This is a genomic window from Pseudomonas marincola, from assembly GCF_900682675.2.
GTDB lineage: Bacteria > Pseudomonadota > Gammaproteobacteria > Pseudomonadales > Pseudomonadaceae > Aquipseudomonas > Aquipseudomonas marincola.
In genome coordinates, this window is the sequence record NZ_LR215729.2 from 827,099 (window position 1) to 845,099 (window position 18,001).

Annotated in this window: 13 protein-coding genes and 2 pseudogenes; 6 read left to right on the top strand and 9 right to left on the bottom strand. The window is 58.5% G+C overall.

Translation table 11 applies throughout. From position 1 onward, the window contains the following. Positions 1-6 precede the first annotated feature (6 nt). From PMYSY11_RS03740 to PMYSY11_RS22065, 3 genes and pseudogenes are all read left to right on the top strand, one after another. The gene (locus PMYSY11_RS03740; RefSeq protein ID WP_069902012.1) at positions 7-1,374 is read left to right on the top strand and encodes a DUF1329 domain-containing protein; all 1,368 of its coding nucleotides are present in this window, start codon (positions 7-9) and stop codon (positions 1,372-1,374) included. A 797-nt stretch (positions 1,375-2,171) separates the two neighbouring features. Further along, a pseudogene (locus PMYSY11_RS22180) lies at positions 2,172-3,779 on the top strand (winged helix-turn-helix domain-containing protein); the annotation flags it as partial. Between the two features lie 144 nt (positions 3,780-3,923). Continuing rightward, positions 3,924-4,112 (top strand): annotated as a pseudogene (locus PMYSY11_RS22065) (response regulator transcription factor); the annotation flags it as partial. 167 nt (positions 4,113-4,279) lie between these two features. Here PMYSY11_RS22065 and PMYSY11_RS03750 read toward each other — a convergent pair. Together PMYSY11_RS03750 and PMYSY11_RS03755 are read right to left on the bottom strand one after the other, a co-directional pair. Next, positions 4,280-5,731, bottom strand: coding sequence for an aldehyde dehydrogenase family protein (locus PMYSY11_RS03750; RefSeq protein ID WP_150548347.1), 1,452 nt, complete (start codon positions 5,729-5,731; stop codon positions 4,280-4,282). A gap of 59 nt (positions 5,732-5,790) precedes the next feature. Further along, the gene (locus tag PMYSY11_RS03755) at positions 5,791-7,281 is read right to left on the bottom strand and encodes a flavin-containing monooxygenase (protein ID WP_150548348.1); all 1,491 of its coding nucleotides are present in this window, start codon (positions 7,279-7,281) and stop codon (positions 5,791-5,793) included. Positions 7,282-7,435: 154 nt separating this feature from the next. Here PMYSY11_RS03755 and PMYSY11_RS03760 point away from each other — a divergent pair, with 154 nt between their 5' ends. Beyond that, the gene (locus PMYSY11_RS03760; protein WP_090515006.1) at positions 7,436-8,032 is read left to right on the top strand and encodes a TetR/AcrR family transcriptional regulator; all 597 of its coding nucleotides are present in this window, start codon (positions 7,436-7,438) and stop codon (positions 8,030-8,032) included. Between the two features lie 17 nt (positions 8,033-8,049). Here PMYSY11_RS03760 and PMYSY11_RS03765 read toward each other — a convergent pair whose 3' ends face one another. The 4 genes from PMYSY11_RS03765 to PMYSY11_RS03780 all read right to left on the bottom strand — a co-directional run bounded on the left by PMYSY11_RS03765 (position 8,050) and on the right by PMYSY11_RS03780 (position 12,654). Further along, on the bottom strand, positions 8,050-8,892 hold the full coding sequence (locus PMYSY11_RS03765) for an SDR family NAD(P)-dependent oxidoreductase (RefSeq protein WP_090515003.1): 843 nt from the start codon (positions 8,890-8,892) through the stop codon (positions 8,050-8,052). A gap of 238 nt (positions 8,893-9,130) precedes the next feature. Further along, positions 9,131-10,666 (bottom strand): class I adenylate-forming enzyme family protein, encoded by a 1,536-nt coding sequence (locus PMYSY11_RS03770; RefSeq protein ID WP_150548349.1) that lies wholly within the window; start codon positions 10,664-10,666, stop codon positions 9,131-9,133. A 1-nt stretch (position 10,667) separates the two neighbouring features. After that, entirely contained in the window at positions 10,668-11,825 is a 1,158-nt protein-coding gene (locus tag PMYSY11_RS03775; RefSeq protein WP_150548350.1) for an acyl-CoA dehydrogenase family protein, read from the bottom strand. Positions 11,826-11,835: 10 nt separating this feature from the next. Further along, on the bottom strand, positions 11,836-12,654 hold the full coding sequence (locus PMYSY11_RS03780) for an IclR family transcriptional regulator (protein ID WP_069902020.1): 819 nt from the start codon (positions 12,652-12,654) through the stop codon (positions 11,836-11,838). A gap of 283 nt (positions 12,655-12,937) precedes the next feature. Between PMYSY11_RS03780 and PMYSY11_RS03785 the strand changes: the two genes are divergently transcribed. Together PMYSY11_RS03785 and PMYSY11_RS03790 are read left to right on the top strand one after the other, a co-directional pair. After that, positions 12,938-13,708 carry an enoyl-CoA hydratase gene (locus tag PMYSY11_RS03785; protein WP_090514994.1) on the top strand — a complete coding sequence of 257 codons (771 nt, stop codon included), beginning with the start codon at positions 12,938-12,940 and terminating at the stop codon, positions 13,706-13,708. 2 nt (positions 13,709-13,710) lie between these two features. Next, entirely contained in the window at positions 13,711-15,231 is a 1,521-nt protein-coding gene (locus PMYSY11_RS03790; RefSeq protein ID WP_150548351.1) for a 3-hydroxyacyl-CoA dehydrogenase, read from the top strand. Positions 15,232-15,257: 26 nt separating this feature from the next. Here PMYSY11_RS03790 and PMYSY11_RS03795 read toward each other — a convergent pair whose 3' ends face one another. From PMYSY11_RS03795 to eutB, 3 genes are read right to left on the bottom strand one after another with little or no spacing between them, the layout of a single operon-like run. Next, positions 15,258-16,055 carry a maleate cis-trans isomerase family protein gene (locus tag PMYSY11_RS03795; RefSeq protein ID WP_150548352.1) on the bottom strand — a complete coding sequence of 266 codons (798 nt, stop codon included), beginning with the start codon at positions 16,053-16,055 and terminating at the stop codon, positions 15,258-15,260. A gap of 1 nt (position 16,056) precedes the next feature. Then, positions 16,057-17,001 (bottom strand): cyclodeaminase, encoded by a 945-nt coding sequence (locus PMYSY11_RS03800; RefSeq protein ID WP_150548353.1) that lies wholly within the window; start codon positions 16,999-17,001, stop codon positions 16,057-16,059. Continuing rightward, positions 16,988-17,983 carry a hydroxyectoine utilization dehydratase EutB gene (gene eutB / locus PMYSY11_RS03805; RefSeq protein ID WP_150548354.1) on the bottom strand — a complete coding sequence of 332 codons (996 nt, stop codon included), beginning with the start codon at positions 17,981-17,983 and terminating at the stop codon, positions 16,988-16,990. The genes PMYSY11_RS03800 and eutB overlap by 14 nt, the downstream gene beginning before the upstream one ends. Positions 17,984-18,001 lie beyond the last annotated feature (18 nt).

The following is an 18,001-nucleotide window of genomic DNA, read 5'->3' on the forward strand; positions in this document are numbered from 1 at the left end:
AGTCATATGAAAACAACAAGTAAACTGATTACTGCGCTCACCTTCTCGTTGCTAGCCAGCAGCGTCATGGCCGCAGTACCTGCGTCGGAAGTCGCAAAGCTGGGCACCAGCCTGACCCCGTTGGGTGGCGAAATGGCCGGTAACGCCGATGGCACCATTCCTGCCTGGACTGGCGGCCTGCCGGTAGACGCGGCGCCAGTGACCAGTAACGGCTTTTTGGGTGATCCGTTCCCGAACGAAAAGCCCAAGTTCATTATCACTGCGCAAAACATGGACCAGTATAAGGACAAGCTGTCGCCGGGCATGATTGCGATGCTCAAGCGTTATCCTGATACGTTCAAAATGCCGGTTTTCGAGACCCATCGTACGGCCACGGTGCCCAAGGATATTCAGGAAAGGGCCAAGATCAGTGCTGCCAAAACCACGCTGGTCGAGGGTGGCAACGGCCTGAAGAACTTTACCGAAAGCCGTTATTATCCGTTCCCGATTCCGCAAAGCGGGGTTGAAGCTGTCTGGAACCACACCACCCGTTATCGCGGGGGCAACCTCAAGCGTCTGTACATCCAGGCTGCGCCACAAACTAACGGCTCGTTCACAGCGGTAAATTTCGAGGATGAAGTGGCTTTCCCGGACTTCATGCCGGACCTGGCGCCAGAGCGCGCATCCAACGCCTTGCTGTTCTTCAAGCAGCGCATCACTGCACCGTCGCGTCTGGCCGGTAACGTGTTGCTGGTGCATGACTCGCTTGATCAGGTTAAGGACCCGCGCTCTGCGTGGATCTATAACGCCGGTCAGCGCCGCGTTCGCCGTGCTCCACAGGTAGCGTATGACGGTCCGGGTACGGCGGCTGACGGCTTGCGCACTTCGGATAACTTCGACATGTACAACGGTGCGCCAGATCGTTACGACTGGAAACTGGTGGGCAAGCGCGAAATGTACATCCCGTACAACAACTACCGCATTGCCAGCCCGTCGCTGAAGTACAAGGATCTGCTCTTGGCAGGCCACTCCAACCAGGATCTGGCGCGTTATGAGTTGCACCGTGTATGGGAAGTGCAGGCGACGTTGAAGTCCGGTGAGCGGAATATCTACGCCAAGCGCACCTTCTTCATGGATGAGGACTCCTGGACCATCGTACTCTCTGACTTGTACGACGGTCGCGGCCAGCTGTGGCGCGTCGGTCAGGCGATGATGATGCAGTATTATCAGCGCGAGGTTCCAGCTTTTGCATTTGAGGGCTTGTACGATCTCATCGCTGGCCGCTACATTGTCACTGGCATGAGCAACGAAGAGAAAGAGTTCGTGCAGTTCGGTGTTAAAGCCAGCGCTGCTGACTTCACCCCAGCCGCATTGCGTAACGCCGGGGTACGTTGATCGTAGTGAGTTACCAGTAGCACAACGAAAGGCGGCCTCAGAGCCGCCTTTCCACGAATATCAGCCTGTACCTGAGGGGATGGGTGCAGGCCTTATACTAATAAGAGAGAGGCCAGACCATGCACGACAATGTTCGTGCGTTACCCGGATCGCGTGTGCGAGCGCTGGATGTCAGCTTGCCGCGACTACCCGCCAATCATGTTGCGCGTCCTCGTCTGGTTGAAAGCCTTGTAGGCGAAGACAGCCGCGTCACTCTTATCTGCGCGCCGGCCGGTTATGGCAAGAGCGTGCTGCTCAATGAATGCGTACGCCAAGCCAGTATGGCCACGCGTATTGTCTGGCTTGATTTACTCGGCCACACCCTTACACCTGAAGATTTGCTTGCCCGTCTGGCGGCCTCATTGCATCTGCCGGTCGGCGAGGGCGATGCGGCGACAGAGCTGAGCCTGCTGATTGGCCGGCTGGTGCAGCAGCCGGTGTGGATCATTCTCGATGATTACCCGCGTCAGCCTTGTGCTGAGCTGGACGCCTGCCTCGATCATTTGCTTGAGCGCTCACCGCACACACTGCGCTGGTGGATCGCCGGGCGCAGGCGGCCTGAATGGCATCTGCCGCGGCTGCTGTTGCAGGGCGCAATCCAAGAGCGTAATGCGCAGGCACTGGCGCTGAGCAGTGATGAATTGTCGGGTTACTTGCAGCAGCTCAAAGCCCCATTGCCGAGCCCGTTGGCTATCCAGTTGCATCAGTCCACCGAGGGTTGGCTCGCGGGCATTTGCCTGCACCTGATCGAGGGCAATATGTCCGAGCTGGGCCAGCGCCTTGAGGCGGGCTCAGCACTGTTACTCGAATACATCCAGCGCGAAGTGCTCGATGAGTTGTCCGACGAATTGCGCGAAGTGGTGCTGATCCTTGCGCATATACCGCGATTCTCGGCCGCACTTTGCCAGCACATGCTTGAAGTCCACGACGGCGCTCAGGTTATCGAGCAATTGCGTCAGCACCAGCTGTTCTTGTCCCAGCTGGATGAGCAAGGTGAGTGGTATTGCCTGTCGCCAGCCTTTGCCAAACAGCTCAAGCTACTCCCGCAATGTCTGCCGCCGTTGCATCAGCACATTCTGGCGTGCCAGTGGTTTGCCCAGCGCGGTGAAGTGCGTGATGCCGTGGAGCATGCCTTGTGTGCGGATCAGCCGGAAACGGCTGCCAGCTATTTGCAGCGCTACGGTGAAGATCAGCTGTTGATTGGTCAGAGTGTTTCTCAGCTGTTGCACTGGCGTGAAGAACTGCCGGCGAGCTTGTTTGCCAGCACTCCGCACCTGATTATTCTGCAAGCCTGGGCGCTGATCATTTGTACCCGCCTTGATGAAGTCGAGGACTGCATTGATGAGCTGGCGCGCTACATGCCGCAGCCATCGGCCAAGCGCCAACAACTGCTGCTGGCCAATTATCAGGTCATCATGGGCGTGTTGCACCGTCAGCGCGGCCTTGCCAGTGCGCGCCAGCATTGCCTTGAAGCGCTGAGCAAACTGGATGAGCGGGGCTGGTCGCAGCAGGTTCTGTGTCATCAGGCGCTCACCCAGCAGGCGGGCGCAGAGCAAAATCTGGCGCTGGCTGAAGAGCATTGCAACCAGGGGCTGAAACTGGCGCGTGAGCACCGCAACATCCTGTTTGATGCGCTGCTTACCATTGATCAAGTGCATTTGCTGATCATGCGCGGCCAGCGCCAGGTTGCCAAAGAACGCACTGAATATGCCGTGCAGCTCTTGAAGGACGGCGGTATGCGCGGCCCGGTCTATGCCCGGTTGTTGCTCTTGCGCGGCCTGCTGCATGCCGGACGGGGCGAGCGGATGCTGGCGCGCGAGGCCTTTGAAGCAGGCATACAAGAGGCTGAAACCTGTGAAGATGCCTACTCGTTGCATGGCCATATCGGCCTGGCAGAGTTGTGTTTGCAGGAAGGTCACTTTGAGGCCGCGCAGCAGCATCTGCGTAACGCCGAGCAGAAGATGCAGGCGTATCGGGTGCCGCGCATGCGTTATCACGAAGCCTTGAGCCTGGCCAAGGGCCAACTCTGGCTGCATCTGGGCGACGCCGAGAAAGCCCTGAGTGTGTTTACCGAAGTGCGTGAGCATCTGCAGGAGCACAAGTTCTTGGCGCCTTCCGGTTTCTGCAACTTATTGCCGACGTCGCGATTACTGGAGGCGCGAGGCAGGATCGCCACCGGCCAGACGGCGCAAGCATTAGCCGACTTGCAGCAGATGATGCACGAGTTCACCGAGTCCGGGCACTTGAGCCTGGCCACTCAGGCGCAAATGCACTGTGCACAGGCGCTGGAACAGCTCGGCGAGCCGCAGCGCGCGGATCAAGAGTTGTCCGCAGCACTGCTTGAGGCGCAGCGTCAGGAGCACTTCCGGCCCGTGCTTGAACTCATGCAATCGCAGCCCCAATGGCTGGAAGATGTGCTGTTACTCAATAGCCAGTTACAACCCTTGCGCCAGCACCTGATCAGCGCCAGTGAGGCGGTGGATACAACCCTGCCATCAAGTGTGCCGGTGCTGAGTAAACGCGAAATAGCCGTGCTCGACCTGATCGCCAAGGGCTGCTCCAACCAGCAGATAGCCGAGGCCTTGTTCATCTCGCTGCACACAGTTAAATCGCATGCCCGGCGTATCAATACCAAGCTCGGTGTGCAGCGCCGCACGCAAGCGGTGGCGCTGGCCAAAGCTGAAGGATTGATTGGTTAGATAATCCTCAGTGCCCGGTATGAATCTGCTTACCGGGCGAAAGAGGGGGCAAAGATGTGCTGCTGGGGCGCTTGAGGAATTTACCGGCGCTCGATCAGGTATTCAGTTAGCCATTGCGGATAGCCCCGCAGGGCTATCCGCGGTCCTGTTTAAGCACCAAGCTCAGATTAACTTTCGCCTGTCAGGGCGCCTTCGATCAATCCATTGGCCAGTTCACCATACGGGGCGAACATGGCGCGGATGTTGTCATTCTCGCCGCGCTCGAAAATGGCCCGTTGATTCGAGAACTCGTTGAACCCCTCAACGCCATGATGGCGACCGCTGCCACTTTTGCCGATGCCGCCGAAGGGCAGGGAAGGCATCGCGGCATGCAGTGCGGCAGAATTTACACAGGCACCGCCGGACACGGTCCGCGCCAGCACCCGCTGGGCAATTGCCGGGGTGTCGGTGAACACATAAACGCCCAGCGGGCGCTCACCGGCGTTGATTGTGGCAATGGCCTGATCAATGTCGCGGTAGGTTTTAACCGGCAAGATCGGCCCGAAAATTTCGTTTTGCATCAGCGCCATGTCGTCCGTGACGTTGAGCACCAAGGTCAGCGGCATCTTGCGCGCCGCTTTGTCCGTGGCATCGCCAATGGGAATCAGGGTGGCACCTTTGGCCTGCGCATCGTCCAGATAACCTTGCAGGCGAGCCAGGTGGCGGGCATTGATAATGCCGGTGGTGTCGGCCTCGCTGGCTCCGTGGGTAAATGTTGCATCCATGTGTTGTTGCACCAGGCGAACGAAATTCTCCTGCTGGTTTTCCGGCACTAGGGCGTAATCCACTGTCACGCACATCTGTCCGCTTTTGATGGTTTTACAGCCCACAATTTGTTCAATATTTCGGCTGTTCAAGCCGTCGGCAGCCACCAAGGCAGGGCATTTGCCGCCAAGCTCCAGGGTGACTGGCACGAGGTTTTGTGCAGCGCTGACTGCCACTGAACGGCCGACTTCCGTGCTGCCGGTGTACATCAAATGGTCCCAGTTGAGTGTCGGGAAAAACTTGGCCAATTGCAGGCCGCCGGAGATGGCCGCAACCTGATCAAGATCAAACGTTGACTTGATCATCTCAAGCGTCAATTCGCTGCAGGCTGGCGTCAGGTCCGACGGTTTGATAATGGCCCGGTTGCCTGCTGCGAGCATTTCAACCACAGGGCCAATGCCGATATCGAAGGGGAAATTCCACGGTGCCATGTTGCCGACCACGCCCTTGGGTTGCGCCAACACATACGCCTTAGCCGTGCCGTAAAGTGCCGGCTCAATGGGCCGTTGTTGCGGTTTCATCCATTCGCCAAGGTTGCTCGCCACATATTGCACGCGACCGGCAACGCCCAAGCATTCAACCAAATCGGCAAATTGGCTCGGGTGCGAGCCAAAGTCTGCCACCAGCGCCTGCTGAATTTTCAGACGATTACTGATCATCATATGCGCCAGTGCACCGAGCAATTCCAAGCGCTGATTGAGGTCAGGCTGCGGCTGTTCGACAAAGGCTTTCTTCTGTAGCGCAAACACGCGCTGCAACTCAGTGATCGCGACCTCATCCGAGGTCAATGATTGTTCACGTTCGATAAAAGTCATCTGCATTCTCCGCTGTTTAGCGGGCGCGGCGCTGCGCCCCTGCGTTATGGCAAAAGGGCTCAGGCGCTCTGCTTGAGTGACGTGGAAGCTGCGTGGGCGCGGGAAAACTTCAGGGCTTTGTCGTCGAGCGTGGTGAACTTCATGCTGAGCAAGTCTTGCAGGTAGTTCTGGTTCTGTTGCCACGGCTGCTGCTTGCCCTGTTTTGGGAACTGCTCCACGGCGCGCAGAATATAGCCAGACGTCATGTCCAGTAACGGCCGCTGATCCATTTCGCTCGGGTCAATTTGTGGCCGGCATTGGTCGTAATTTTTGCGGCTCATGTAATTGATCAGGCGGCATACAAACTCAGACGACAAGTCCGCACGCAGCGTCCACGAGGCGTTGGTGTAGCCCACACACACCGCAGCGTTGGGAATACCGGAGAGCATCAAACCTTTGTAAGAGTAGGTCTGGCCAATGGTTACCGGTTCGCCATCCACCGTCAGTTGCACACCGCCGCAGGCGACCAGCTTCAAACCGGTGGCGCTGACGACAATATCGGCATCCAGACTCTGCCCCGACTCAAGCATGATACCGGTTGGGGTAAAGCTGCTGATACGGTCGGTGACGATAGAGGCACTCTGTTCGCGCAGCGCCGTGAATAAGTCACCATTAGGCACCAGGCACAAGCGCTGGTCCCACGGGTTGTAGCTGGGCTTGAAGTGGGTGTCGATGGGAAAGTCTTGCGGCAGGTGTGCGGCGATGCCTTTGCGCAACAGGCGTTTGGCAAATTCAGGCTTGAAGCGAAACAAGCGGTAGATCGCGGTGCTGAGCATTACGTTCTTGAAACGGACGGTTTTATGCACCCAACTGCTGGGTAAAACCTTGCGCATCGCTTTGGCTATCACATCGTCATCCGGCAGGGACATCACGTAGCTGGGCGAGCGCTGCAACATGGTCACATGCGCAGCCTTTTTCGCCAGTGCAGGCACCAACGTTACGGCAGTAGCACCACTGCCAATCACCACAATGCGCTTGCCGCTGTAGTCGAGGCCCTCTGGCCATTGCTGCGGATGGATCAGTTGCCCGGTGTAGTTTTCGAGCCCGGGGAAATCCGGTTGGTAACCGCCCTCGTAGCTGTAATAACCGCTGCAGACGTAGAAGAAGTTACAGCTGTATTGGACAGGTGTGCGCTGCTCGCCGACCTCGATATCCAGTGTCCAGCGGGCCTCTTCCGATGACCACGCTGCTGCGATTACGCGGTGGCCGTAGCGAATATTGCTGTCGATGCCAAATTCACGGCTGGTGTCGCGCAGGTATTGGAGAATTTCGCTGCCATCGACGATGCTCTTGTTTGAGGTCCACGGACGAAATGAATAGCCCAGCGTGAACATGTCCGAGTCAGAGCGGATGCCCGGGTAGCGAAACAAATCCCAGGTGCCACCGAGGTCTTCACGTGCTTCGAGAATCGCGTAGGTTTTGCTCGGGCAGTTTTTTTGCAGGTGATAACCCGCGCCAATTCCCGATAGCCCTGCGCCCAAAACTAGAACATCAAAGTGTTTGACTGTCATACGCTCTCTTCCATTCTTGTTATGCGTAAGCGCCTTGCCGACACCTACATTTCTGGATTGCTACGATGAATTTAAGCATCGTTGCGCTGCATTGTTCTGACTGTTTAAGCTAAGGTGCATACCTTATGTCTGGTAGTCGATTCAAGGCCGATCCATGAAGCGTCAAAGCACCCGTGAGCAAATACTGGCGACCTGCCGAAAACTGTTTAATGGCAAAAGCGTTGCCGCTGTTACCACCGCAGGTATTGCTGAAGCGGTGGGTATCAATGAAGGCAACCTGTATTACTACTTCAAGAAAAAAACCGACATTCTTAACGCCTTGTTCGAACAGTTTGCCGCCGAACAACTCAAGCTGGCTTCTCAGGACCAACACCTGCGCCACTGGTTTGAACTGATGTGGGAGTGGCGCTTTTTTTACCGCGACAGCATGATCATTTTCAGCATGGAGCCGGCGATGCGCCTGCAATTGCAGGACATGTCCGATCAAGTTCAAGCCCGCAGCCGCCGCAAGTTGCAGGAGATGATCAGCCTCGGCCAGTTACGGGCTACCGAGGCGGAGCTTGATGTGCTGCTGGAAAATAGCTGGATCATCTCGACCTACTGGATTGAGTACCTGCACTCCCGCCACGGCATTACCCGCGTGACTAAAAAGCACCTGAGCTGGGGTTATAAACAGATGGCTGCATTGTTTGAGCCTTACCTGATTCGTGCAGATGCAGCCCCGCAAGATACCTTTCTGTCCGCTGAGTAAAGCACCTTACGCAGCGCTCAGTTCTGGGTGGCATTAACGCCTTCTACCTGATCCATCCGGGCGCGCATGATGCGTTGCATCAAGCCAGGTGACAGGCGTTGCAGAATCCAGCCGAGGCCGACTTCTTTCATTGGTGTCAGGCAGAACAGTTTGCCTTTGACCACATCGCGCAATACGTCTTGCGCCACTTGTGTGGGCGACGCGCCTTTCTCTGCGTAATGATTCACCGCCTGCGCCTGGCGTTGTTGTGCGCTGCTGCCACGCATTTTGGTGTTCTTGATAATGGCAGTGTTGATCGTGCCCGGGCACAGAATGGTGATGCCCACGTTGCTGCCATGCAGCTCACCTGCGAGTGATTGCGAGAGGCCAACGATTGCATGCTTGGTGGCGCAGTAGGGCGCGGTGCGCGGCATGGGAATAATGCCGGCGCCGGATGCGGTGTTAATGATATGCGCGGGCGAGGTTTGGCTGAGCATGCGCGGCAAAAAGGCATGCAAGCCGTGCACGACGCCCATCACGTTTACCTCCATTACCCACTTCCAGTCGGCCAGCTCGGTGTCGATAACCGCGCCGGCATGGCCAACGCCGGCGTTATTGAACAGCAGATCGACCCGGCCTTCGCGCCCGAATACTTCATTGGCAAATGCGCCCACTGCATCCGCATCGGTTACATCCAGTGCGTACGCCACGGCGTCTGTCAGTGATGCGGCGGTTTGCTCGGCGGCGCTGAGGTTGATGTCGGTGCAATACACCCGGCTGCCGTTGGCGCTGAGCTGCTCTGCGATGGCGCGGCCAATACCTGAACCTGCGCCGGTGACCACCGCGATCTTATTGTTGTAATAGTGCGTCAGCTTCGACATTGGCTATCTCCTGAGCGGTTATAAGCGCGCAAATACGCAGCTATCCGGGTTTTTATTATTTAAGGTGTTTACCTTATTTATAATGAGGTTAGCCTATACGGATTTCCTCTGCCAATAGTCCCGCTCACGCGCATATAGCGCTATGCGTGCGATGAATGATCAACAGGAAATGAGCGGCGGTAAGATCCACACAGCCGCCGCTGGCCATTGCAGCCAGCGGCGGTTTATCTGAGGCGGGCTAGACGTGCATCGCCATTTTTTGCAGCTGGTGCTTGAGCACTTTGCCGCTCGCCGCCGCCGGCAGTGAGCTGAGAATGCGCACCTCGCCGGGCCGTTTGTACGGCGCCAGTTGTGCGGCGAGAAACGCCTGTAATGCCGCCAGATCGAAGGTTTCGGGTGCCAGCACCTGAATGAATGCCACCACTTCTTCGTTGCCGTCCACCGCGCGGCCGACCACCGCCGACATGACCACGCCGGGGTAGGCATTGAGCGCCGCTTCGACTTCTGGCGGGTAAACATTGAAGCCCGAGCGGATGATTAGCTCCTTGCTGCGCCCGACAATAAACAGCGCACCGTCGGCGTCCGCACGGGCTAAATCGCCGGTATTGAACCAGCCCTCAGCATCGATAACGGCGGCCGTTTGCTGTTCTGCGCGGTAATAGCCTTTCATCACGTTCGGCCCGCGTACCCATAATTCGCCCACTTCGCCTGGCGCAACGGGTGCGCTGCGCTGGCTATTCAGCAGGCGCACCTCAACGCCGTCTATCGGCGGGCCGACAGAGGTATCCCGGCGCGGTTGATCGACGCGGGTATGGCTGATGGTCGGCGAGCTTTCGGTCAATCCGTAGCCGTTGTGCAGTGCGCAGCCGAAACGTTGCTCGACCGTGTCTTTCAGCGTCTGGTCGAGCGGCGATCCTCCTGCATACATAAAGCGCAGTGTGGGGGCACGCAGTTCGATGTGCTGCGTGTCTGCCAGTTCTAACGCCTTGGCAAACATGGCAGGCACGCCGAGCATCATGCTGATGTTGTCGTTCGCCAGCGCGCGGATCATCTTGGCGGGATCAAAGCGCGCTTCCAGATGCTGCGAACAGCCGGCGTACAAACTGGCCAAACACACCGACGACAAGCCGAATACGTGCGAGAACGGCAACACCGCAAACACGCTGTCGGCCTCGGTGAGTTTGCGCATGGTGCGCGCGGTATCGGCGACGAACATCAGATTACGATGGGTCAGCATCACACCTTTCGGGTCGCCGGTGGTGCCGGTGGTGTAGATCATTGCCGCCACCTGCATTGCGGGATCAGCGTGAACCGGCTCCGGCGCACATGCGTCATTCAGCGGCCCAAGGTGATAGCTGCCGAGCAGGGCCGATTGGCGAATCTGTGCGCCTGCACGCTCGGCATGGGCTGCTGCGTCCGTTGAGACAGCGCTGCTGAACAACACGCGCCGCGCCGCGCAGTGCTGGCGAATCGTTTCTATTTCCCCGGCAGACAGACGCGCATTGATGATGACCGCCCACGCGTCGAGCTGGCTCGCCGCGAGAATGGCGGCGACCAGCAAGCGGCTGTTTTCCGCTACCAACATGACGCGGTCGCCAGCGCGTACACCTTCATCGCGCAAGGTCTGGGCGAGTTCCTCGACGGCGTCGCGCAACATCGCGAAAGTCATCACTTCGCCGTGCTCATACAAGGCGGGTGCGGCGTGCGGATGGGTTGCGATTATGTGGTGCAGTCGTTTGGGTAATGCCGCTAGCCTGGCGCTGAGCGACATCATTTCAGTGTTGCTCCGCGCGGCGGATTAAATTTCGCGCAATCACCAATTGCTGGATTTGCGTAGTGCCCTCGTAAATGCGGAACAGGCGTACGTCGCGGTAGAAACGCTCAATGCCATATTCACTGACGTAACCGGCACCGCCGAATATCTGCACGGCGCGGTCGGCTACACGGCCACACATCTCTGAGGCGAACATCTTGCAGCACGAGGCTTCCATCGAAACATCTTGCTTGAGGTCACGTTTGCGCGCCGCGTCGAGCACCATGCAGCGCGCCGCGTAAATATCGGCCTGGCTGTCGGCGAGCATTGCCTGAATCAACTGGAACTCAGCCAGTGGTTGGCCGAACTGTTTGCGCTCCATTGCGTAATCCAGCGCGTCTTTCAGCATGCGCTCCGCAGCGGCAACGCATACGGCAGCAATGTGCAGGCGGCCTTTATCGAGCACTTTCATCGCGGTTTTGAAGCCAACGCCTTCGACGCCGCCAATTAGATTTTCGGCTGGCACGCGGCAATCTTCGAAGATCACATCGCAGGTGTGCGCGCCTTTCTGGCCCATCTTCTGATCAATCTTGCCCAGCGATAAGCCTGGTGTTCCGGCCTCGACGATAAACGCTGAAATACCGCCCGCGCCTTTGATCTCTGGATTGGTGCGCGCCATCACGGTGAAAATGCCCGCTTGCGGCGCATTGGTGATGAAGCGTTTGGTGCCATTGAGCACGTAATGGTCGCCGTCGCGCACGGCGGTTGTGCGCAACGAGGCCGCGTCTGAGCCAGACCCCGGCTCGGTCAAGGCAAACGAGCCGACCAATTCGCCCGTGGCCATGCGCGGCAAATAGCGCTGTTTTTGTGCGGGGGTGCCGTCAATGATCAAGCCCTGCGAGCCGATGCCATTGTTGGTGCCGATCAACGAGCGGAATGCCGGCGAGGTGCGTCCCAGCTCAAACGCCACCATCACTTCCTCTTCCATGGTCAGGCTCATGCCGCCGTATTCCTGAGGCAGGCACATGCCAAACAGGCCCATCTCGCGCATGTCCGCGATGATGTCGTCAGGGATGTGATCGTTTTCAGCGACCTCAGCCTCATTCGGCATCAGGCGTTCGCGGACAAAGCGAGACAGGTTATCGAGCAGCAGATTGAGCGTTTCCTGATCGTTGATCATTGTCGACCTCTTATTGGAATTGTCGGCCTATAGTGGCCTCGACGTTACGAACCAGATGAACCAAGCGTGGCCCTAAATCGTCCTCCAGCATGTGCTGGCGCAGCACAAATGCCGGGCCGCCCACGCTGAACGCAACCACGCCGGAGCCGTCTGGCTTTATCAGGGGGACTCCGGCGGCGTTGATGTCTTTTTGCCAATCTCCGCAGGCAAGGCAGAAGCCAAAATCCTGATAGTGACGGAAGGCTTTCTCTAACTGATCGCGAGTCTCTGGCCATTGCTCGCCTGCGCGCTGGCGCAATTGATCGAGCAACAAGTCCCGTTCTGCATCCGGCAGGGCGGCGAGGTAGGCGCGGCCCATCGCAGTGCTGGCCATGGGAATGCGCGAGCCAATGTCCAGTCTCAGCGTCAGCGGCCCCTGGCCTTGGCAGTTTTCGGTGTAAACCATGCTGAGGCGGTCACGGGCGCCAAGCGATACCGAGCTCTGCGATTGCTCTGCCAGTTCCTGCATCAGTGGGCGCGCCTGACGGCGAATATCCAGCCCGTTGAGATGGGCGTAACCAAGCGCCAGTACGCCGGTGTCGAGCGCGTATTTGCCCAAGCTGGCGACGTGCTGCAAATAGCCCAGACGCGACAGGGTATAGGTCAGCCGCGACACGGTGGCCTTGGGTAAACCGCTGCGTTTGGCCAGTTCCTGATTGCCCAGCAGCTGCTCGCCGGGGCGGAAGCAGCGCAACAATTCCAGTCCTCGTGCTAATGCCGTGACGAACTGACGATCCTGCTCAAGGCTTTGGTTATCGAGTTCGTTGTCGATCTGCTGGCGGTTATCCATTGTCGTTCCTTGGGCGTCAGGTGAGCTTTCTGGCGCTGGCTTTGATGCTGGCACAGGCTGAGAAAGTGAGTCAATAAATTAAAACTCAGTTTCGCATGGCGGAATTTAAGAGTTCAATCGAAAGTTGGCAGGCGCATATGGCGTGACTGAATACGCGGTATTCATAGCGTTTATTGATGATCAATCCACCTGCCAAGCCGCAACGAGTTGCGTAGGCTAAATCTATAAAGCAAAACCATATTCCGCTGTGCGAAACAATAATAATCAAGCCAAGAGGTCGATTATGAGTGAGGTACTTCTCGAGCGCCCATCACCAGGCGTGGCCCTGATTCGACTCAATCGGCCCGAGGCGCGTAACGCCCTGAGCCAATCCGTGCGAGAACAACTGGCGGCGCACTTCACTGTGCTCAGCAACGCTGCCGATGTGCGTTGCATCGTGCTGACCGGGGGCGAGGAAGTATTCGCTGCGGGTGCCGACATTCGCGATATGGCCGAGCGCGGCGCGGTGGAAATGCTGCTGCGCAATACGCATCGGCTCTGGGCTGCCATCGCCCAATGCCCTAAACCTGTGGTGGCGGCGGTGAATGGCTACGCCTTGGGCGGCGGCTGTGAGCTGGCGATGCATGCCGACATTATTGTCGCGGGCGAGGGCGCCAGTTTCGGCCAGCCGGAGGTGCGAGTTGGGATCATGCCGGGAGCGGGTGGAACCCAGCGGTTGACGCGCGCAGTCGGCAAGTTTCAGGCGATGCACATGCTGCTGACCGGTTTGCCGGTGAAGGCGGCCGACGCCCTGCGCATGGGGCTGGCCAGTGAAGTGGTGGCGGATGACGAAGTGCAGGCGCGGGCGCTGGCCTTGGCTGAATTGATCGCCAGCATGCCGCCGCTGGCGGTGATGCAAATCAAAGAGGTGCTGCTGGCAGGGCAAGATGCCTCGTTGGAAGCGGCGATGATGCTGGAGCGCAAGTCCTTCCAACTGCTGTTCGACTCGGCCGACCAGAAAGAGGGCATGCAGGCCTTTCTGGAGAAGCGCAAACCTGTGTATGTGGGAGCATGAGCATGGCCAATCGAGAAATTCGGCAAATGGCCGTGGTGGGGGCTGGCGTGATGGGCGCCGGCATTGCGCAAATTGCATCACTCGCGGGCGTCGAGGTGTTGCTGTTTGACGTGCGTGAAGGCGTTGCGCAATCCGCCAAGCAAAGCATTATCGCCACGCTGGATCGGCTCGTCGGCAAAGGCAAGCTCGACGCTGCCAGCGCACATTTGGCGGCTCAGCGACTACGCAGCGTCAGTCACGTTTCTGAGCTGAGTGATTGCCAGTTGGTGGTCGAAGCCATTGTTGAAAACCTCGAGGCCAAGCGTGCGCTGTTTGCAGAGCTTGAAGAGGTCGTTGCTGAGGATTGTTTGCTGGCGACGAATACCTCATCGCTGTCCGTTACCGCCATCGCGGCCAAATGCCGGGTGCCAGCACGCGTGGGCGGATTCCACTTCTTCAACCCGGTGCCGCTGATGAAAGTGGTCGAGGTTATCGACGGCCTGCAAAGCGCGGCGTGGGTTGGCGAAACACTGCTGGCGCTGGGCCAACGCTTTGGCCACGTGGCCGTGCGCGCCAAAGATACCCCTGGCTTTATCGTCAATCACGGTGGTCGCGGCTACGGCACCGAGGGCATGCGCATTCTCAGTGAGTCTGTACTCGAACCCGCAGAGCTCGACCGCATTCTCTGTGAGCACGCCGGCTTTCGCATGGGCCCGTGTGCACTATTCGATCTTACCGGTCTGGATGTTTCGCATCCTGTCACCGAGTCGCTCTATACGCAGTATTACCAGGAGCCGCGTTATCGGCCAACGGTGATCACCAAGCAGCTCTACGATGCCGGTCTGCTCGGGCGTAAAACCGCACAGGGCTTCTATGGCTATGTCGACGGTGTCGCGCAAATCCCTGACGAGGCACCGGCCCCGCAGGTCGAATGCATGCCGCCAGTGTGGGTCAGCCATGCCCGGGTGGATGCACGTGATGCCGTGGTGCAGCTGCTTACTGTGCTGGGCGCAACCCTTGAACATGGCGCCCAACCCAGCGCCGATGCGCTGATAGTTGTGCTGCCGCTGGGCGACGATGCGACCTCCAGCGCGCTAAACGAAGGGCTCGATCCGCAGCGCACCGTGGCGCTCGACACCCTGTTGCCGCTGGCGCGTCGGCGTGTGTTGATGACCACGGTTGTGACTTTGCCACACTGGCGCGACTGCGCTCATGCGCTGTTCAGCCGCGATGGTATGGCGGTGAGCGTGATCCGCGACAGTGCCGGTTTCGTCTCCCAACGGGTGTTGGCGCAGGTGATCAATGTGGCCTGTGACATGGCCCAGCAACGCGTGGCCACGCCGATTGATATCGATCAGGCCATTCGCCTTGGGCTGGGCTATCCACAAGGGCCGCTTAGCTGGGGCGACGCCATTGGCGCGCAGACAATTTTGCAGATCCTCGAGCAGCTGCACAGCTTCTACCTCGATCCGCGCTACCGCCCCAGCCCGTGGCTTAAACGCCGGGCAAAGCTTGAGTTGTCTCTGCTTAGCTGCGAGGCGTAAGTGCTTTGTTGGCGGCGATGCAATGGTTAGCTGGCGAGCGTTGCCGATGGGTTATCGGTGAGCAGTGCGCCGAAACCATTCGGCCGGTGCACGCAGTTACTCAGTTGCAACACGTGCCAGAACAAGGCCTGATTGCTTGAAATAACCGGTATGCCAAGGCGCCGCTCCAGTCGCTCGAGAATCTCCAGGGTGTGCAAGTTGGTGCACGATAAAAACAAGGCATCGGCTGGGTTATTGCGCAGCAGTTGCTCTGCCGCACGCTCAATAGCGGGTGCTGGTATGCGCGGGATTTGCGCGTCTTCAAGCACGCCAAAGGTACCAAAGGCGCTGATGGTTAAACCGGCCTGGCGCAGCCCCTGAAAAATCGGGTAGTTCACCTCGCTGATGTAAGGCGTGAGCACGGCAACTTTGCGCGCGCCAAGCGCGCGTAACGCCGCTTTGACCGCACTCCACGGATTGGTCACGGGGACGCCCGGGCGAACGCTGTTGATCAGCGCGCCGACTTCCTGTTCACCAATCAACATGCTCCCCGATGTGCAGCCAAAGGCGATCACATCCAGTGGCAAACCGGGCACCAGATGGCTGGTTGAGTGGCTCAAGCCCTGGCTCATGGCGCGCAAGCCGCCGGGCGTGACGGTTGGGCTGCAGGGCGTGCGAGTGCTGTACAACTCCACGCGCTCGCCAAGCAGTTGGCGCCACTCATTTTCCAGAGTGAAGTCGCTGGCAAGCTGGACCAGGCCGACTCTTACGCGGCCATCGTCCTGATTACTCTGGTGTTCAAAGTGTTGCTGCAATGCCTGAAACTCGGCAAAGGTTTCGATCATTTCAGGCGCCCTCAAGCAAGCGTGCTGCGTAGTTGGCAATGGCTGTGTCTTGCACACCGGTGCCGGTGAGGTCGCACACGGTAATTTGCTGATCATTGCTGCGGGCGATCTGCTGGTTGCAGATCAAGTTGCCGAGTTCAAATACTTCGCGCTGCAAGTCGGGCGAGTGGTGCAGTTCACCCAATGCGCGTGACTGGCTGAGACGATCGACTACCAGCACATCGGCGTTGGCCAGAATGCTCGCCTGCAACTCGTTTTTATGCGGGTTGTCCGAGCCCATTGCCGTCACATGGACGCCTTCGGGTAAATCAGCCCAATGCAAAACCGGCTCGCGCGCCGGTGTGGTGGTGACCACAATATCGGCTTGTTTACAGGCGCTGGCAGCGCTGTCGTGAACGCTTACTGAAAGGCCGTAAGATGTTTGCATATGCGCCGCGTAGGTTTCAGCCTTGTGACGATCGCGGCTGTACACATGTACCTCGCGGATATCGCGAACCAGGCGTAAGGCCGCAACCTGCAACTCGGCTTGCAGTCCCGCACCGATTACCGCGACCGATTGCGCATTGCTGCGCGACAAGTGTTTGGCCGCAATTGCGCCTGCCAATGCGGTGCGGATATCTGTCAGGTAGCCTTCATCGAACAGCACGGCATCAACCAGACCGGTCTTGGCAGAGAACAGCAGCATCAAGCCATTAAGGCTGGGCAGGCCAAGCGCTGGGTTGTCGAAGAAACCGGGACTGATCTTGATCGCGAAGCGCGGCCAGCCACGGATATGCGCCGTCTTCACGTCGACCTCGCCATTGCTCTCGGCAATGTTCATGCTGAGAATCGGCGGCATCTCGACTTCACCACGGCCGAGTGCTGCAAACCCGGCTTCAACCGCTTCGAGCGCAGCAGCATCCAGCTTGACCTGATCGGCAATTTGCTGGCGATTATAAATATGCATGGTCATTCTCTCCGGCCAGCCGACAGGCTTGAGCAAAGGTCTTTGGGGATACGTTTTGGCCGCTGATAACCAGCGCCACGCGCCGTCCACGCAGGTCGATTTGATGTTGTTCGACGGCAGCAATACCCACGGCCGCAGCGCCTTCGACGATGAGCTTTTCCTGATTAAACAGGTGCAGCATGGCGCGGGCGATTTGCGCCTCATCAACCCGGTAGCCCCGGTCCATGTAGCGTTGGGTCATGGCGAAGCTCCAGGTGTTATCAAGGCCAATGCCACCGCCCAGACTGTCAGCCAGCGAGGCGACCTCGCCAACCTGCACCGGATGGCCGGCGCTGAGGCTTTCGAGCATCGCGGCCCCTTCATTCATGCTCACGCCGATGACCTGAGCCTGTGGGTTGATGGTCTTTACCGCCAAGCCAATACCGGCAATCAATCCGCCACCGGAGAGACCGGCAAACACGGTGTCGATCTCGGGCTGTTGCTCCATGATCTCAAGGCCGCAGGTGCCTTGTCCGGCAATCACCAGCGGGTCATCGAAGGGCGAGATATAGGCCAGACCGTTCTCGTGTTGCAGGCGCCGCGCTTGAGTGTCGGCATCATCCTGAGTGGCGCCGTGAATCACCACGTCGGCACCGGCAAGGCGCAGCGCTTCGACTTTGTTGTCTGGCACCAGATGAGAAATGCACACCTTCACGGGAATGCCGAGATGCTGCCCGGCGTAGGCCAGTGCCCGGCCAAAGTTGCCGGTCGACATGGTTACCACGCCGCGTTCGCGCTGCTCAGATTCAAGCCCCGACAGTGCATTGACTGAGCCGCGCAATTTGAACGCGCCGGTGGGCTGCAGGTTGTCGAGCTTCAGCCAGACCTCGCAGCCCCAGCGACGCGACAGGCTTTCACTGCGCAGCAAAGGCGTGCGCTCGGCCAGTGTGGCGATCCGTTGGCGCGCCAGATAAATGTCTTTGAGGGTCAGTTCGGCTTGCATGTTTATCCTCATCACGCA

What these genes read in the sequence shown, in the direction of transcription:
- PMYSY11_RS03740 (WP_069902012.1), top strand. Translation starts at nt 7, where the DNA reads ATGAAAACAACAAGTAAACTGATTACTGCGCTCACCTTCTCGTTGCTA.
- PMYSY11_RS03750 (WP_150548347.1), bottom strand. Translation starts at nt 5,731, where the DNA reads ATGACTTTTATCGAACGTGAACAATCATTGACCTCGGATGAGGTCGCG.
- PMYSY11_RS03755 (WP_150548348.1), bottom strand. Translation starts at nt 7,281, where the DNA reads ATGACAGTCAAACACTTTGATGTTCTAGTTTTGGGCGCAGGGCTATCG.
- PMYSY11_RS03760 (WP_090515006.1), top strand. Translation starts at nt 7,436, where the DNA reads ATGAAGCGTCAAAGCACCCGTGAGCAAATACTGGCGACCTGCCGAAAA.
- PMYSY11_RS03765 (WP_090515003.1), bottom strand. Translation starts at nt 8,892, where the DNA reads ATGTCGAAGCTGACGCACTATTACAACAATAAGATCGCGGTGGTCACC.
- PMYSY11_RS03770 (WP_150548349.1), bottom strand. Translation starts at nt 10,666, where the DNA reads ATGATGTCGCTCAGCGCCAGGCTAGCGGCATTACCCAAACGACTGCAC.
- PMYSY11_RS03775 (WP_150548350.1), bottom strand. Translation starts at nt 11,825, where the DNA reads ATGATCAACGATCAGGAAACGCTCAATCTGCTGCTCGATAACCTGTCT.
- PMYSY11_RS03780 (WP_069902020.1), bottom strand. Translation starts at nt 12,654, where the DNA reads ATGGATAACCGCCAGCAGATCGACAACGAACTCGATAACCAAAGCCTT.
- PMYSY11_RS03785 (WP_090514994.1), top strand. Translation starts at nt 12,938, where the DNA reads ATGAGTGAGGTACTTCTCGAGCGCCCATCACCAGGCGTGGCCCTGATT.
- PMYSY11_RS03790 (WP_150548351.1), top strand. Translation starts at nt 13,711, where the DNA reads ATGGCCAATCGAGAAATTCGGCAAATGGCCGTGGTGGGGGCTGGCGTG.
- PMYSY11_RS03795 (WP_150548352.1), bottom strand. Translation starts at nt 16,055, where the DNA reads ATGATCGAAACCTTTGCCGAGTTTCAGGCATTGCAGCAACACTTTGAA.
- PMYSY11_RS03800 (WP_150548353.1), bottom strand. Translation starts at nt 17,001, where the DNA reads ATGCATATTTATAATCGCCAGCAAATTGCCGATCAGGTCAAGCTGGAT.
- eutB (WP_150548354.1), bottom strand. Translation starts at nt 17,983, where the DNA reads ATGCAAGCCGAACTGACCCTCAAAGACATTTATCTGGCGCGCCAACGG.